This is a genomic window from Fictibacillus sp. NRS-1165, from assembly GCF_050468105.1.
GTDB classification, from domain to species: Bacteria; Bacillota; Bacilli; order Bacillales; family Fictibacillaceae; genus Fictibacillus_C; species Fictibacillus_C terrinigri.
In genome coordinates this window covers 43,011-58,089 of record NZ_JBDPNU010000004.1, presented here as the reverse complement: position 1 = coordinate 58,089, position 15,079 = coordinate 43,011, and the positions used below count along the sequence as shown (strand labels likewise).

Here is a 15,079-nt window from a genome sequence, read left to right as displayed (position 1 = left end):
TTAACGCAAATTGTTTTCCAGTAACCAAAACCCATAATTAAAGCACTGAGCGCCGCTCAGTGCTTCTTTTTATTGCTTCGCTTGTTCTTCCGTCTCGGTCTTCTTCTTCAACGCCCAATACGTCTCCAGAGCCCGCTGTCCTATGTGCTTGTTGACCGCTTGCGTTCCGCTGTACGGTGAAGCATCCGGTACGATAATCGCAAAAGCGATCTCCGGATTGTCATATGGTGCGTATCCAACTAATGTCAAATTATCTTTATCGGCAATGAAGTTTCCATTTTTATCATATTTTTTAACCTGGGCCGTACCTGTTTTCCCCGCAGCATTATGGTATTTCGAACTGTTAAAATATTGTGCGGCGGTTCCTCCCGGAGAGTGGTAAACTTCCCAGAATCCCTGCTGGACCCGATGAATATAATTTTTATCCATATCTATCTCATTAAGAATATTCGGTTCAAACCGCTCGACCAGTTTACCTTCAATATGATTTTCCGTTTGCGGTTCGCGAATTTCTTTTACAAGCCTGGGCTGCACCCTGTATCCTCCGTTTGCGATGGTGGATACATATTGCACCATCTGAATGGGAGTATACGTGTCAAACTGGCCAATCCCCATATCGATCATATTCCCTACTTGGTTGGTATAGCCCCCATTATAGCCTGTGGATTCATTTGGGAAATCAATGCCGGTCTTTACACCCAATCCAAATTGGCTAAAATAATATCTCATCACATCAAAACCAAGGTAACGATTGTCTCCGTAGAAGGTTTTCGTATTGTAGCTGAACTTGCCTAATCTCATCACAATATTGTACATATATACGTTGGACGATTTTTTTAAAGCGGTCAAATCATTGATGCTTCCCATATTGGCATGTGATTTCTTTGTCAAACTTCCAAATTTAAGGGGTGCGTCGTAAATATATTCACCCATATGGATCACGCCTTTATGCAGACCGGTAAGAACAGTAGCTCCCTTGACCGCCGATCCCATCTCATACGCATCAAACAGTGCTCCGTATGAGTCATTGACAAATTCGCCGTCACTGTTCATCTTTTTGCCGGCGATCGTATAGATTTCCCCGGTCTTCGGATTCATCATAACGATATAGGCGGATCTCATAAGCTCATTTCCGCGGTCAGCGCGTCCTTTTCTAATCTCTTCTTCAAGAATTTTCTCCATCTTGTGCTGAAGCTCCATATCGATCGTCAGGACAAGATCTTTTCCGCGTTTACCCGGAATGACTTTCGGTTCTCCCAGTGTTTTTCCCGTTTTTGGGTTTGTGAGGTAAATGCTCTTCTCTTTCGTACCGCGAAGCGTTTCCTGATACTGCGCTTCTAACCCGCTGATCCCGACCTGGTCGGTTCGGTCATAATTTAGGGCCGCAAGATACTCCTGCTGTTCTTTCGGCATCTGCTTTACCCGCCCAAAAATGGTTTTAAGTGAGTCGCCGAAAGGATAGGTGCGGTCGGCATCCGGCATGATATCAACGCCTGGGAGCTGATCCAGGTTTTCAGAAATGATGGATATCTCTCGGTCGGTCAAATTTTTCTTTACCGGTGAAGCGGAATACGCATAACCGGCATCCATCTCACGCTTGATCGCCAGAATCTGCCTATCGATCTTAGTCAGGGTATCCAGATCCTTTTTTGTGATCCGGTCGACAAGCAGCTTGTACTCTTTCTCATTGTTGAGCTTTTTGGCTTCAGCTGGTGTCAGCCGCTCTTTCATAAGCTTCTCCACACCTGTTTTTACGATGAAAAAGTCCTTCTTATCACGTTCAGTGACCTTTTTTTCGTCAACTTTAATATGCTGTGACAGCCACTTGGCGATCCTATACGTATCTACCGCTTTGGTGCTGCTCGTCTTCGTGTACGTGAGCGTAAAATAAGGTTTGTTGTCCACTACGACTCGCTGGTAGCGGTCAAGAATCTTGCCGCGGGGAGCTTCTTTCTTCGCTTCTTCTTTTTTTATGGCTTCGGACTCCTGCCTTTTTTCTTCCCCGTTTACGATCTGAAGAACACCGAGACGGAGTATAAGAATAGAAAAAAGAAGAAATACGGCAACAAAAAGTGTATTCAAGCGAAAAGGAAGGTGGTTCTTTTTCTTTTTATTTTTCTTTTGAGTTTCCATACCCGTTCCTCCCAATAGATTATTACAATTATATTACAAAACCTTCCCTACTAGATTACTAAAGTTTGATAAAGATTCCAAGTTTTTCATAAGAATTTTTTTCAAAAAAGCGGGAGATTTATCCAGACCTTACGCGTGAATAATAACTGAAAATTTTACGATAAAGCTCGGCTGCGAATAAGGTGGCTTATTCACATATTGCCTCTATTCTCATTATTTGCTATATTAAAAATCCTGTGCCAAAAATACTTTGAAAAGGAGGAATGAAATGGTTTATTGGCTTCTGTTTAGGAAAAGTTTTTCTCGAAATATGCAATACCGCCTGTCCCACCTCATTAATAATGCCGCTTCTGCCATCTTCGGCTTTGTTTACATCGCGATATGGTCGGCTGTATTGACAGGAAAAGAACAAAATAGTCCTTTCAGTATCATGGACATGACCTTTTATATGGGGGCGAGCCAATGCATCTTGTGGATGACCGTGTTTTTAACGGCCGGCCTCGGCATTCAGCTAGGTGTAAGAAACGGCTCCATCTCGCTGGAATTGGCAAGACCTACGAACTATTTTTTCTACATAACGAGCCAGGAGGCTGGACGAATCGGATACAATGCCCTCTTCAGAAGTCTTCCTATCGGTTTGATTTTCACCATAACCGTCGGATTCTACATCCCTGCCCACCCTCCCACCTATGGATATACCCTTCTTTCTGTACTGCTGGCTGTCGGCATTTCACTGAACATCTTTTACCTGATCGGAATTTCGTCCTGCTGGACAATTGAGATATCATGGGCTCACTTTATTAACTTGACCTTAATGTTCTCTCTGGGCGGCCAAATGGTCCCTTTGACTTTTTTGCCTGGCCCGCTGTCCATAGTGGCTGAATGGCTGCCATTTGCCGGTGTCGTTTATTATCCGGTCATGATCTTTCTCGAAAAAGCGAGCTTGTCGGTTCTCCTGATCCAGGTCGGCTGGTTTCTTGTGCTGCTGCTGCTGAACCAATGGATCACTTTCCTTGCCCGGCAAAAGATTGAAATTCAGGGAGGCTGAATAATGAAATTATACATAAAGCTTGTCAGCGCAAGTATACGGTCAAGAATGCAATACAAAATGAATTTTATTTTTTCCATGGTTTCGTATGGTGTCATCATGATGATTGACTTTGTTCTTCTTGCCGCTATTTTGAACGGTTTTGGGCAGATAAAAGGCTGGAATATTTATGAGGTAGGCATTCTTTACGCGATCTCATCCATCTCACTTTCTTTGTACCGAACGCTGGCGCCTGAACTGCACGAGTTTGAAAAATATATGATAGAAGGAGAATTTGACAGCCTGCTGATACGCCCGGTCTCCCCACTTGTTTTGCTTCTTTCAAAGAATCTCGATCTTAGCCGGATCGGAGGGATCCTGCAGGGCATTCTTATTCTTTGCCTTTCACTGTATGGCTTGTCTCAAGAACAGGAGCTGATATATATAGCAGCTTACCTTCCTGTTATCCTTGTATGCGGATGTGCGATTTCCTATTCGCTTGCGCTGTTTACTGCAACCCTTGCTTTTTGGACACAGCGGATTAAAGATTTCCAGACCTTTATGCTCTATGCACCTTTTAATGCAGCCAATTATCCTATGAACATCTATCCGGGCTGGCTGAAGATGATCTTTTTCACGGTCATACCAGTAGCGTTTATCAACTACGTGCCCATGCTGTATCTTTTACAAAAAGGAGGCAGTCTGTATTTTCTTCTGCTTCCGATCTTTGTCGCTGCCCTGTTCTTTTATGTCTCATTGAAATTTTGGAATTATGGCATCCAGTTCTATCATAGTACGGGAACCTGAGGAGGGATTGAACGATGATTGAAGCGCACCAGCTGCGAAAATGCTTTAAGATCTATAAATCGAAAAAAGGAATGCTTGGTTCCATGCTCTCTCTGTTTTCAGGAGAATACGAGGAAAAAAACGCTGTTGATTCCATCTCTTTTAAAATAAATGAAGGTGAGTTTGTTGGTTATATCGGACCGAATGGAGCGGGCAAGTCAACCACGATCAAAATGCTCTCAGGGATCCTGCACCCGACTTCGGGAAAAGTCACCGTTCTTGGGATCGACCCTCAAAAGAACCGAAAAAACCTTGCCCAACGCATCGGTATCGTATTTGGGCAGCGAACACAGCTTTGGTGGGACCTCCCGGTTAAAGATTCGTTCGAGATACTGAAACATATGTACAAAATAGAAGACAGGGCTTACCAAAAGTTTCTGAAACACTATGATGATCTTCTTGATATTGGTCAATTTCTGCATACCCCGGTCAGAAAATTGTCACTTGGCCAAAGGATGAGGGCGGATCTTGCAGCAGCAATGATTCATAATCCGCCTGTCTTATTTCTTGATGAGCCGACCATCGGCCTCGATATTGTAGCAAAACATAAAATCCGTGATTTTTTACAGGAAATGAACAAGGCAGAGAAGAAAACCGTCATTCTCACCACACACGACATGGATGACATCGAACAATTATGCAGCCGCGTCATCGTCATTAACCAAGGCCGAAAGATACTGGACGGGACGCTAGAGAAGCTTCGTACTCATATCGGCCTTCCGAGTATTCTTACCGTCACGTATGAACACTTGCCTAAACCCAATGAGTTGGAAGGTATTGAAAGGGCAGAATGCACCGGCAGGAAATGTACGATCCTGCATGACCGTTCAAAAATTTCTTCTCCTGCTCTATTGCGGGAGATATCGAAGTGGGGAACGCCGCTGGATATTCAGATGACGGAACCAGATATTGAAGAGGTCATACAGAATATTTACTGATAACTAACAAAGGCGGATGGGAGACTCCTGCCTCTCATCCGCCTTTATCTATCAATGTGTCTTTTCCAGTAACAGCCACTCTTCCAGCTGCTCATAAAGGTTCATAGCGTCTTCAATGCCACGGTCATAAAGGGCATGGAGCTTAACAGGATTGCGCTCAGCTCTGCCTACCTCCAGCTTCTGCTTCGGACGTATGACGAATACCTCATTGTTCATCTCAAGTTCTTCAATGTAATCAAGAGTTTCATTATAATGCTTATAGCGGTTGAGCAAAACATCAGACATTCCCGGCTGAGACTGGTACAGCTTTCTCGCCAGCCATTCCATCTTCGTTTTGCTTTTTCTATAGCCATTATTCTGTGTTAAAACAATGACGTTTCTCTTGTTTCCATCTGCTATTGCCTTTTTGACAGGAATGGGATCCGCCACCCCGCCGTCCAGCAGTTTCATTCCTTTATATTCGATAACCGGCGCCATAAAAGGAAGCGATGCTGAAGCTCTAAGAACAGTAAGAATATGTTCCTGATGATCGGCTTTTTCAAAATAGACCGGCAAACCGGTCTCGCTGTCTGTGGTACCGATCACAAAACGCTCTTTAGCATTTTCAAAGGCTTCAAAATCAAAAGGGACATGTTTGTTTGGAATTTCATCAAATATCAAATCCATTCCGAAGAGCCCTTTGCGCTTCAACAATAAGTTTTTATAAGAAATGTACTCGGGATGACGTACAAAATCGATGTTAACAATTCGGTTTCTTCCTCTTTGCCTGGATAGATAGGAAGTCGCATTGCAGGCTCCTGCAGAAACGCCAATGACATAAGGAAAATACAAATCCTTGTCCATAAAATAATCAAGCACTCCTGCGGTGTATACTCCCCGCATTCCCCCGCCTTCTAGTACAAGACCCGTTCCTATCATGTGAGCTACCTCTTTTCTCTATAATAGTTCACTATATGTAATATTCTATAAAAAAGCCAATAAAGTGCCCGGCACTTCTGGCTAGTTAGAATCGAAATAAACCTTAAGTCCATCTGCCAATCCATTCGCGGCATTCTCTTGAAAGATGTCTGTTTCTGCCTGGAACTCGTCATGTTGATTCGATAAAAACCCTAATTCAACAAGGACTGCTGGCCGCTGATTTTCCCTGATGACATAGTAATCTCCAAATTGAACTCCTCGGTCTTCAAGATTCGTTCTATGATCTAAAATGGAATCTTGAATGGATTGAGCAAGTTCTTTATCAAATGGCTTATTGTAAAAAGTGGACAGCCCTCTGACATCAGGCTTTAGTGAAGAATTATAGTGGATACTGATAAACGCATCTGCAAATACAGATTCACTTTGGAACACACGGTTCGCCAGCGAAAAATATTGATCACTCATCCGGGTCATCACAACAATGGCACCTGCGGCTCGAAGTTTTTCGGCGGCTAGGAGTGCGGTACGAAGGGTCAGCACAGATTCCAGTGACGAGTGATTGGCTCCCTTCGCTCCCGTGTCACCCCCGCCGTGTCCTGGATCTAACACGATCCGCTTTCCTTTTATACCATTTTTGACCGCTTCATTCCCGTTCCATGTACGGTTCGGCAGAACATCCGAAATTCCTGCTTCCTTTGGTTTCAAATACTGTGCAGATACCCAGCCTTCTGCACCATTTTTTGTTCTGACATACCACCAGTCACTCTTCGTTTTCAAAACGTTTACTTTTTCATGCTCCTCAATGGTTCCAAGAACAGCGGAATGAAGATCTGGAGTTGTTCTCATTCTAACATCATCGCCTGTTACGGTTGCAAATGATGCTCGTTTATTATCAGGTGCGCTTTCTCTTTTGGACAAATACACGGCAGATACCCAGCCCGTTTTTCCATGAAAATCAATCTGTGCCCATCCATTTCTTTCGGAGAGGATCGACAGCCTCTCGCCTTTTCGTACCGTTCCGATAGCAGGAGAAGACATTGAATCCACACACCTGACGTTCAAATGATCCGCGGCCACCTCTGCTTCTGTGGTTCCGAAAGCAAATGATTGAGACAAATTCACCGTTTGGCTGATAGCCAACAGCATGACAGTACCTATCATGAATTTTTTCAACTCATTCTCAGCCCCATTCATTCTTCTTAAAATGATATGGAGAACAATTCTACAAGGAATAAAATGAAACCTGCCCGCTGTCAGGAAGTATCAAAAGTTCCCAAAGAGTGCGTCATTTCTATTTTTGATGACAAGAAAACGGACAAGCTTTAAAAAAGCTGTGTCCGCCTCGAACCTATATTAACCCTGCGTACTTCAATCCGTGCCATATCCCATCCTCACCGACAGGTTTTGTAATATAGTGAGCTGCCTTTTTGGCTTCAGGCCTCCCGTTGCCCATGGCAATTCCCATGCCTGAAGATTGAAGCATCTCGATGTCATTTAAAGCATCTCCGAACGAAAAGGTATCTTTTCTGTGAATCGTCGTGTGTTTAAGAAGTTTTTCGATTCCCTTTGCTTTTGATCCGCCGAACGGCATTACGTCAATCGCATGCTGATGCCAGCGGATAAAATCAAAGGTTCCTCTGTAATCATTTCTATACGGCTGCTCAAATTCTTCATCACAAAAAAGAAGAGCCTGAAAGACATCATTGTTATGATAGTATCTATCATCGAAAGAAGGATACTCCGAAAGCAGATGTTTCGTACTTTCATATACCACCTCAGCGTATTCTTTATTGGTGGTTGCTTTGGCGTGATCCAGGAATACAAGTGGATGCTCTGCTTGAACAGCGATCTTCTCGAGGTCCTTCAGCCTTTCAACATCCAATGCTGCTTTATAGATCACTTCCCCCTCGAAGACGACATACGATCCATTAAAGCTAATAAACGAGTCCATTTCCAGTTCCTTTAATAGGTGTTCAAACATAAAAGGGGCCCGGCCTGTTGCGATTCCCGTATGAATACCTTTCTTCCGAAGCTGATGCAGGGCTTCCTTTGTTGAATCCGGAATTTTCCCTGTGCTTTCATCGATCAGTGTTCCGTCTATATCAAAAAACACCATCTTTTCTCTCATGCGATCACTCCTGTCTACTATCTTCTATCTATATCTATATCTATATCTATATCTACTACCTATGATGAATTTCTGCCATTAAGTTGTCAACCAGCTAGAACCAAAACGCTTCAAACTGAAAAGAGAAGAACCCTCCATGATGGAGAGTTCCAAAGACTTAAGAATTTGAATTAGCCGTCGTTTGGATGTCTTTACGCCTGCGGTTGATCACAAGGCTTTGAATCGTCATGAAGATATTTCCGACAATCCAATACATTGGCAGGACAGCTGATAGCCTCCACGCAGAGAAAACAATGATTAATGGCATGATATAACCCATCATCTGAATTTGTGGATTAACTTGCTCAAGCTGCCGGTTAATGATTTTGTACTGAATAAACGTAGTCACTGCTGCAATGATCGGCAGAATGTGTGTGTGATCTGGAGTACCCAGATTGAACCATAAAAAATTGTGTGCTGAAATTTCTTTTGTCCGTATGATCGCATAATAAAACGCCAGCAAAATCGGCATTTGAATCAGCAGGGGCAAACAACCCATAGACACAGGGTTTACACCATGCTTTTGGTAAAGAGCCATAACTTCCTGCTGCATTTTTGTTTGAGTTTCTCTGTCTTTACTTTGATATTTCTCACGAATTCTTTTCATTTCAGGCTGAAGTTCTTTCATCTTTTGCTGATTTTTCGTTTGAGAAATGGTGAATGGCAACAATAGACACCGAATGATGATCGTCAAAAAGATGATAGCCAGTCCATAATTTCCGTTAAAGAAAGTGGCTACAAACTGAATGACTTCTGAAAATGGATAAACGAAGTAGTGGCTCCATACTCCGTGGCTTTGTGCATTAACTGGCGCTCTGCTGCACCCTGCCAGTACCCATATCCCTACTATCATTGTAAAAAGCTGTAATCCGCGTGCGAGTCCTGACCGTTGTTTCTTTTCTTTCATTCCTTTTCCTCCTTGTTGGTTTTGCCTCTGATTGCAGTAACAAGAAGGAATGGCTGTCATTATCATCCGGTGCTTCCTTTAGGTATTTCCTGTGTGTGACATGGTTTCTCATAAAACAAAAGTTTTGGACCAAACTAGGATTCAGTCGAATCTTCAGTGTTTTGTTCTGGTCAGTGATTTTAGGCTGGCTGCTTTTCTTTATCGTTTCAGGGCATTGCATCATAATATGTCTGCTGATGCCAAGAAGAGCCAGTGTTAACCCCAGTGAGATCAACATCACATCCATCTCACATAATAGTTCAAATATCGGTTCGATCGGACTCACCCCCTTTTGTTAACAGTATACTCCCTTATATGCTAAAAAGATAGTGAACATCAAGTGTGATCGAAGCAAACGGCCACAACAGAAATAAACGCCGTGTGGGAGGTCAGCACGGCGTCTAATCAAATATAGGGGGATAAGATACTATACGGAAAAACAAAAGAAAACGTGACCCTTAAAATATATTTCTTTTTCATGCATATTTTCAAAGTCGCGAACCAAACTAGTAATACAAGGAGGTGATAAATATGGCACGCAACAACAACTCTAACGAACTATTGGTGAATGGAGCTCAACAAGCTCTTGACCAAATGAAGTATGAAATCGCATCTGAATTTGGTGTACAACTTGGTGCAGATACTTCTTCTCGCGCGAATGGATCAGTTGGTGGTGAAATCACTAAACGACTTGTACAAATGGCTGAACAACAACTTGGTGGAGGATTCCGTCCTTAATATTAACTCTCCTAATCGCGAAAAGGGTTGGACAAGGGTCCACTCTTTTTTGCATGCAAAAAGCCAGGGTTCTCGTATCCCTGGCTGGAAAAAGGTAACTTTATTATAACATGACGAAAGCAGTTTGATAAAGAAAAGACTTTCATAAAACTAATTTTAAAATTCCCATGGCTTTTGCGTACCGAATTCTTCAGCAAGTTTCTTGCTGCTTTCTTTTCTTTTTCTTCGGTTAACAGCCCTTTCCTCTGCTCCCTGGTGAAGCCATTTTTCCTCTTCCGACTCCGGAACGGCTTTTGGCACAGGTGTTGGTTTGCCGTCTTCTCCAAGTGCTACAAAGGTTAAAAACGAAACTGCACAAACCTTCCTCTCGCCTGTAAACAAATTTTCAGACGTTATTTTTACGAATACCTCCATCGATGTTTTGTGCGTCCACGTTACATATGATTCCAGGCACACTGAATTTCCTACTCTGATCGGATGCAAGAAATCAACTGAGTCGGTTGATGCTGTTACCACATTGCAGCGTGCATGCCGAATTGCTGAGATGGCAGCTACATCGTCGATATAGGCCATCAGTTTACCGCCGAACAACGTCCCATGATTGTTGGTGTCTGGCGGAAGAACGACACTTGATTTTACCGTTCGGGACTCCCGGACAAATTTTTCTTTTGGATTCATGCTTTCTTATCACACTCCTATTAAGTATCATTATATGAAAAAAACCTCTGCAATAAAGCAAAGGTTTAGTAAAAGACATTATTTCTTCACAACAGCATGTCCACCGAACTCATTACGGAGAGCCGCTACCACTTTCCCATGGAAGGTATCATCCTCAAGTGATCTGAACCTCATGAATTGCGAAAGTGCAATGACAGGAGCTGTGGCCTGGTAATCAAGCGCCGCCTCTATCGTCCATATTCCTTCCCCTGAAGAGTTCATGACTCCGCGAATATCTTCAAGCTTTGGCTGTTTGGAAAACGCATTCTCCATAAGTTCCATCAGCCAAGAACGGATGACTGAGCCATTATTCCATACTTTAGCTACAGCTTCATAGTCATACTCAAAATCACTTTTATCCAAAATCTCAAATCCTTCAGCGATCGCCTGCATCATCCCGTATTCGATTCCATTGTGTACCATCTTTAAGAAGTGTCCGCTTCCTGCTTTTCCCGTTTTCATAAACCCGTTTTCTATTGAAATCTTTTCATAGAGCGGCGCCACATAATCTACAGCATCTTCATCCCCGCCGACCATGACACAAACTCCATGGCGTGCACCTTCCGTTCCTCCGCTCGTGCCGCAATCCACTAGATGAATTCCTTTTTCCTTCAGTTCTTCATAACGCCTGAGAGTATCTTTGTACTTTGAATTCCCTGCATCGATAATGATGTCTCCCTGGTCCAGATAAGGCACCAGCTTACTGATCACATTGTCGACAGCCGGCCCTGCAGGAACCAATAGGATGATCGCCCTGCGGCCCGTAAAACCCTTGGCAAGCTCTTCAAGTGTATGTACCCCGAGTGCGCCTTTTGAAGAAATCTGATCAACTGTTTCTTTATTCATATCAAAAGCGATCACCTTAAAATCGTGATCAAGCATGTTCTGGGCAATGTTAAACCCCATTTTCCCCAGACCTACCAGACCAATTTCCATATGAATCACATCCTCTGCATTCTTTTGCTATACCTACCCAAGTAGTTATTCCACAAATATCGCCGATTTAACCTGAATTCGGCGAATGAATCTTCCCAAGCTGGCAACGATAAAAAAGGGAGGTGATCCAAAATGACAAAGAAAAGCAGTGGAAAGGGCCGCGCAGCCAGCAGCGTGAACCCACAAGGAAAAAGTGATACTGAATTTGCATCGGACCCAAGAACGAAACTAGAGAATACCGCAAAGAAGAGCAATACAAAATAATGGGTTGTGTTGTAAAAAATGCACAGCGTACCGCTTGCGCTCGTGCATTTTTTTAACGAAACAGCCCGCTTTCAAAAAGTAATCCTCAATTTTATGTAAAATGTCTTCAACCTTGAACGATATATAAAATAGAACTACTATACATCAATGGCGAAGGTAAAACGGCATGAACAATTATTAATGTCCATCAACAAGAAAAAGAACTCGCAGAGGAGTTCAAGGTTTCAACCCGCACCATACAAAGAGATCTTCTTTCCCTTATTGATATGGGACTGCCGATCATTTCTGAGTTCGGCCCCCACGGGGGATATAAATTGGAAAACGAACGAATCTTGCCGCCCATAGGTTTTACGGAGTCTGAAGCCCTTGCATTCCTATATGCCCTTCAGCCCTACAAAAAGAGCGCATCCTTTCCTTTCAGAAGGGAAGCGGTCTCTGGGCATGGTAAATTTATTAAATATCTTCCGGAGGATGCTGTCAAAAAGTTTGAAGAAATTCAAAATAGATTGCTCATCCACTTTCCATTCTGTGCGGATCCCGTACCCTTCCTTCCGATTTTTCTGGAGGCATCTTTAAGGAAGTGCCTGGTCACTGCGCACTATGAGATGGAGGGGAACACCAGGCTTGGAGGACTGCAGCCCATCGGAATCTATTGTGATAGCGGCGGCTGGTATTGTCCGTGTTATAGTCACACAGAAAACGAGTTTCATGTGATCGATTTATATGAAGTAAAACAAGCGGCAATCCAAATGGAACATCAAGATTTAATGGATTTCTCAAATGTGACGATTTCAAACTGGGCAGATCTCCTGCCGTCTGACAACAAGATCCAATTACATATTAAATTAAACAGTGAAGGCATCAAAAAGGCTTTGAGACATCCCTTTCTCTCCCCTTATGTGTTACAAGAAACCGATGCAGCGGAATCGTTTCAATGTATATACTTACAAGTGATATTCACAGATTTGCGGAATTAATGTGGACCTTCGGAAACGATGCCAAGGTGGTACATCCAGCAGAAATCACAGACATATTACGAAAAAAGACCGAGCTTATGAGTAGAAACTATGAAAGGATTCCAACCTTTTAAAGTTTGAAAGTCTTTTTACTCATAAAAGTTCCCAAAAAGGAGTATAATGTAAGTATTACACTTAAGGGGGATACCCATGGCCTTTTTTTCCAAAAACCCGATCGAACCAGTTCCTGACGTAGAAACGAAAGTATGGGCATGTGAAAATGAGGAGTGCACATGCTGGATGAGAGCAGATTACTCGCTGCAGGAAACACCAGACTGCCCGATCTGCAAATCAAAAATGACTCAAGAAATCCGCATGCTCCCCGAGCTAAAATAAAGGTGAAACAGGATCATATTTAAGTCCCTTGGACTCATAATATGATCCTTTTTTCTAGCTATTCCTTATGTTTACCAATAAGTCATGCTGGGTATAGAACTTGAAAAGGAGGAATTCGACATGAACAATCAAACAGCGAATACACTTGACACCAAAGACAAAGCTAAATTTACTAAAGGTGTTCTTGTTGGGGGCCTGGTTGGAGCCGCAACCGCTCTGTTACTGACTCCAAAATCCGGAAAGGAAATGCGCCGGAATTTATCCAATCAAACATTAAATCTAAAGGAAAAGACGCTTCAAATGAAAGACGAAGCAAAATTGCAAACTCGTCTGGGAACGATGGCTGGCAAAGAAAAAGCTTCTAACATGATGGGAAGCGTGAAAGATAAAACCAGTCAGGTGGCTTCTCAAGCGAAGGAAAAAATGAATGCCATGAGAAACAAAAATGAGGATTCACCTTCTTCAGCAAAAGTGCAAAACGATCCAGGACTACCCCCTTCTCCTGAAGCATCGAAACAGACACTCGGAGAATAATGGATATCAAAGCCCGGCGCTTTTCGCAGCCGGGTTTTTCCATGCGTTTTTTTGTCTCCCCTCTATCACTCCACTTTTTAACTGTGATAATGTTAGGACTCTTCTAATACATTAAGTAGAGACAAATTATGGGGGGGGTGTAGATATGCACATCCATGTGGTTCAGCGGGGTGACAGCCTATGGGGCATTGCCCATCACTATGGTATAGATCTTCAAGTCATCATGAGCGAAAACGACGTTAGAGATCCCAACTCATTGGTTATCGGCCAGGCACTTGTGATTTCTCCACCCTTTCTCCGGTATCGCGTTCAGCAAGGGGATACCTTGTACTTAATTGCCGGCCGATGGGATACTTCGGTTCAAGCCATTGTAGACCGAAACAATCTTGAAAAGTCGTCCTATCTTTACATCGGCCAAGAGCTCATCATACCCGTACATGTCGTCCATCCTGGAGATAGTCTATATATGATTTCCATAAAATACGGTGCAACAATCAACGGAATAGCTGAAGAGAATAATCTATCTTCGGGTTACAAGATTTATCCTGGTCAAAAGTTGACTATTCCTTTCGAGCGGCCCATAAAAGAAATCAATGCCTACATCAGCAGCTACACCCCCGCCATCCAAAGGGAAATTCATTCAAAAGGCCATTACCTGACGTATCTTACTCCATTCAGCTATACCATCAATAAGGACGGGACACTTAACCCTCCAAAGGACGAGGCTGTTCTGCCTGCAGCAAAAGCAGAAAGCATCTCTCCTTTAATGGTTGTGACCAATTTTCAGAACGGGACATTCAGTACTGAGCTAATAAGCGCTGTTCTATCAAATACCAATATACAGACGAAATTGCTTAACACCATCCTGACAACCTTAAGGTCAAAAGGATATAAAGGCGTTAATTTTGATTTCGAATACATCAGCCCCAGCGAGAAAGAAGCATACAATCAGTTTCTGCGCCGTACTGTCTCGTTATTTAAACCACTCGGGTTTATCACTTCTACAGCCTTGGCTCCAAAGCTCAGCGCTGAGCAAAAAGGAATTCTTTATGAGGCACATGATTATCGGGCACATGGTGAAATTGTAGATTTTGTGATTGTAATGACTTATGAATGGGGATGGAGCGGCGGCAAACCGATGGCGGTTGCACCATTAAGTGAAGTAAAAAAAGTCCTGGAATATGCATTGACAGAAATCCCGGCAAAAAAGCTGGTCATGGGTGTTCCACTGTACGGCTATGATTGGAAGCTTCCGTTTGTTCAAGGAACAAATGCCCAGACCGTCTCCCCTCAAGAAGCCGTGGACCGCGCGCGCCGTTACGGAGCATCGATTCAATATGACGAGAAGGCTCAATCTCCTTTTTACTATTATTACGATGAGAATAGAACACAGCATGTAGTCTGGTTTGAAGATGCGCGAAGCGTCCAGGCAAAATACACCGCAGTCAAACGTTATCATTTAAGAGGCATCAGCTATTGGCTCCTTGGGCCAGCATTCCCTCAAAACTGGTACGTCCTGCAAAATGAAATAAAGCCGAAAAAATACTAGGAGTCTTTCATCAC

General features: G+C 43.1%; 16 protein-coding genes and 1 pseudogene. 10 read left to right on the top strand and 7 right to left on the bottom strand.

From position 1 onward, the window contains the following. Positions 1-69: 69 nt before the first annotated feature. Complete coding sequence (locus ABHN01_RS01520) at positions 70-2,133, bottom strand: peptidoglycan D,D-transpeptidase FtsI family protein (RefSeq protein ID WP_429874097.1); 2,064 nt, start codon at positions 2,131-2,133, stop codon at positions 70-72. Between the two features lie 268 nt (positions 2,134-2,401). On the opposite strand from ABHN01_RS01520, the gene ABHN01_RS01515 reads away from it, so the two are divergent. Genes ABHN01_RS01515 through ABHN01_RS01505 form a run of 3 tightly spaced genes read left to right on the top strand, consistent with a single transcriptional unit; the run spans position 2,402 to position 4,944 of the window. Next, positions 2,402-3,181: an ABC transporter permease gene (locus tag ABHN01_RS01515; protein ID WP_429874096.1), complete on the top strand. Its 780-nt coding sequence runs from the start codon at positions 2,402-2,404 to the stop codon at positions 3,179-3,181. 3 nt (positions 3,182-3,184) lie between these two features. After that, on the top strand, positions 3,185-3,967 hold the full coding sequence (locus ABHN01_RS01510; protein ID WP_429874095.1) for an ABC transporter permease: 783 nt from the start codon (positions 3,185-3,187) through the stop codon (positions 3,965-3,967). 14 nt (positions 3,968-3,981) lie between these two features. After that, positions 3,982-4,944 (top strand): ABC transporter ATP-binding protein, encoded by a 963-nt coding sequence (locus ABHN01_RS01505; RefSeq protein ID WP_429874094.1) that lies wholly within the window; start codon positions 3,982-3,984, stop codon positions 4,942-4,944. Between the two features lie 51 nt (positions 4,945-4,995). On the opposite strand, the gene ABHN01_RS01500 is transcribed toward ABHN01_RS01505, so the two are convergent. The 4 genes from ABHN01_RS01500 to yidC all read right to left on the bottom strand — a co-directional run bounded on the left by ABHN01_RS01500 (position 4,996) and on the right by yidC (position 8,882). Next, positions 4,996-5,862 carry a patatin-like phospholipase family protein gene (locus ABHN01_RS01500; protein ID WP_429874093.1) on the bottom strand — a complete coding sequence of 289 codons (867 nt, stop codon included), beginning with the start codon at positions 5,860-5,862 and terminating at the stop codon, positions 4,996-4,998. Positions 5,863-5,943: 81 nt separating this feature from the next. Then, positions 5,944-7,035, bottom strand: coding sequence for an N-acetylmuramoyl-L-alanine amidase (locus ABHN01_RS01495; RefSeq protein WP_429874092.1), 1,092 nt, complete (start codon positions 7,033-7,035; stop codon positions 5,944-5,946). 175 nt (positions 7,036-7,210) lie between these two features. Continuing rightward, a complete protein-coding gene (locus tag ABHN01_RS01490) occupies positions 7,211-7,990 on the bottom strand; it encodes a Cof-type HAD-IIB family hydrolase (protein WP_429874091.1) in 780 nt (259 codons plus the stop codon). A gap of 157 nt (positions 7,991-8,147) precedes the next feature. Beyond that, positions 8,148-8,882, bottom strand: coding sequence for a membrane protein insertase YidC (yidC, locus tag ABHN01_RS01485; protein ID WP_429874186.1), 735 nt, complete (start codon positions 8,880-8,882; stop codon positions 8,148-8,150). Positions 8,883-9,506: 624 nt separating this feature from the next. Here yidC and ABHN01_RS01480 point away from each other — a divergent pair. Continuing rightward, on the top strand, positions 9,507-9,713 hold the full coding sequence (locus ABHN01_RS01480) for a small, acid-soluble spore protein, alpha/beta type (RefSeq protein WP_429874090.1): 207 nt from the start codon (positions 9,507-9,509) through the stop codon (positions 9,711-9,713). Positions 9,714-9,869: 156 nt separating this feature from the next. On the opposite strand, the gene ABHN01_RS01475 is transcribed toward ABHN01_RS01480, so the two are convergent. Both ABHN01_RS01475 and gnd read right to left on the bottom strand, forming a co-directional pair. Beyond that, complete coding sequence (locus ABHN01_RS01475; protein WP_290399931.1) at positions 9,870-10,391, bottom strand: acyl-CoA thioesterase; 522 nt, start codon at positions 10,389-10,391, stop codon at positions 9,870-9,872. Between the two features lie 78 nt (positions 10,392-10,469). Then, positions 10,470-11,366, bottom strand: a complete 897-nt coding sequence (gnd, locus tag ABHN01_RS01470) for a phosphogluconate dehydrogenase (NAD(+)-dependent, decarboxylating) (RefSeq protein ID WP_429874089.1) — start codon at positions 11,364-11,366, stop codon at positions 10,470-10,472. A 132-nt stretch (positions 11,367-11,498) separates the two neighbouring features. On the opposite strand from gnd, the gene sspL reads away from it, so the two are divergent. The 6 genes and pseudogenes from sspL (at position 11,499) to ABHN01_RS01440 (ending at position 15,065) form a co-directional block, all read left to right on the top strand. Next, on the top strand, positions 11,499-11,630 hold the full coding sequence (sspL, locus tag ABHN01_RS01465) for a small, acid-soluble spore protein L (RefSeq protein WP_290399933.1): 132 nt from the start codon (positions 11,499-11,501) through the stop codon (positions 11,628-11,630). 173 nt (positions 11,631-11,803) lie between these two features. Next, positions 11,804-11,932 (top strand): annotated as a pseudogene (locus ABHN01_RS01460) (HTH domain-containing protein); the annotation flags it as partial. A 12-nt stretch (positions 11,933-11,944) separates the two neighbouring features. Beyond that, positions 11,945-12,607 (top strand): WYL domain-containing protein, encoded by a 663-nt coding sequence (locus ABHN01_RS01455; protein ID WP_429874088.1) that lies wholly within the window; start codon positions 11,945-11,947, stop codon positions 12,605-12,607. A gap of 189 nt (positions 12,608-12,796) precedes the next feature. Next, on the top strand, positions 12,797-12,982 hold the full coding sequence (locus ABHN01_RS01450) for a cold-shock protein (RefSeq protein WP_090232719.1): 186 nt from the start codon (positions 12,797-12,799) through the stop codon (positions 12,980-12,982). Positions 12,983-13,102: 120 nt separating this feature from the next. Further along, positions 13,103-13,516: a YtxH domain-containing protein gene (locus tag ABHN01_RS01445; RefSeq protein ID WP_429874087.1), complete on the top strand. Its 414-nt coding sequence runs from the start codon at positions 13,103-13,105 to the stop codon at positions 13,514-13,516. A gap of 145 nt (positions 13,517-13,661) precedes the next feature. After that, positions 13,662-15,065, top strand: a complete 1,404-nt coding sequence (locus tag ABHN01_RS01440) for a LysM peptidoglycan-binding domain-containing protein (protein ID WP_429874086.1) — start codon at positions 13,662-13,664, stop codon at positions 15,063-15,065. Positions 15,066-15,079 lie beyond the last annotated feature (14 nt).

What these genes read in the sequence shown, in the direction of transcription:
- ABHN01_RS01475 (WP_290399931.1), bottom strand. Translation starts at nt 10,391, where the DNA reads ATGAATCCAAAAGAAAAATTTGTCCGGGAGTCCCGAACGGTAAAATCA.
- ABHN01_RS01510 (WP_429874095.1), top strand. Translation starts at nt 3,185, where the DNA reads ATGAAATTATACATAAAGCTTGTCAGCGCAAGTATACGGTCAAGAATG.
- ABHN01_RS01480 (WP_429874090.1), top strand. Translation starts at nt 9,507, where the DNA reads ATGGCACGCAACAACAACTCTAACGAACTATTGGTGAATGGAGCTCAA.
- ABHN01_RS01520 (WP_429874097.1), bottom strand. Translation starts at nt 2,133, where the DNA reads ATGGAAACTCAAAAGAAAAATAAAAAGAAAAAGAACCACCTTCCTTTT.
- gnd (WP_429874089.1), bottom strand. Translation starts at nt 11,366, where the DNA reads ATGGAAATTGGTCTGGTAGGTCTGGGGAAAATGGGGTTTAACATTGCC.
- ABHN01_RS01450 (WP_090232719.1), top strand. Translation starts at nt 12,797, where the DNA reads ATGGCCTTTTTTTCCAAAAACCCGATCGAACCAGTTCCTGACGTAGAA.
- ABHN01_RS01500 (WP_429874093.1), bottom strand. Translation starts at nt 5,862, where the DNA reads ATGATAGGAACGGGTCTTGTACTAGAAGGCGGGGGAATGCGGGGAGTA.
- ABHN01_RS01515 (WP_429874096.1), top strand. Translation starts at nt 2,402, where the DNA reads ATGGTTTATTGGCTTCTGTTTAGGAAAAGTTTTTCTCGAAATATGCAA.
- ABHN01_RS01445 (WP_429874087.1), top strand. Translation starts at nt 13,103, where the DNA reads ATGAACAATCAAACAGCGAATACACTTGACACCAAAGACAAAGCTAAA.
- ABHN01_RS01505 (WP_429874094.1), top strand. Translation starts at nt 3,982, where the DNA reads ATGATTGAAGCGCACCAGCTGCGAAAATGCTTTAAGATCTATAAATCG.
- yidC (WP_429874186.1), bottom strand. Translation starts at nt 8,882, where the DNA reads ATGATAGTAGGGATATGGGTACTGGCAGGGTGCAGCAGAGCGCCAGTT.
- sspL (WP_290399933.1), top strand. Translation starts at nt 11,499, where the DNA reads ATGACAAAGAAAAGCAGTGGAAAGGGCCGCGCAGCCAGCAGCGTGAAC.
- ABHN01_RS01490 (WP_429874091.1), bottom strand. Translation starts at nt 7,990, where the DNA reads ATGAGAGAAAAGATGGTGTTTTTTGATATAGACGGAACACTGATCGAT.
- ABHN01_RS01440 (WP_429874086.1), top strand. Translation starts at nt 13,662, where the DNA reads ATGCACATCCATGTGGTTCAGCGGGGTGACAGCCTATGGGGCATTGCC.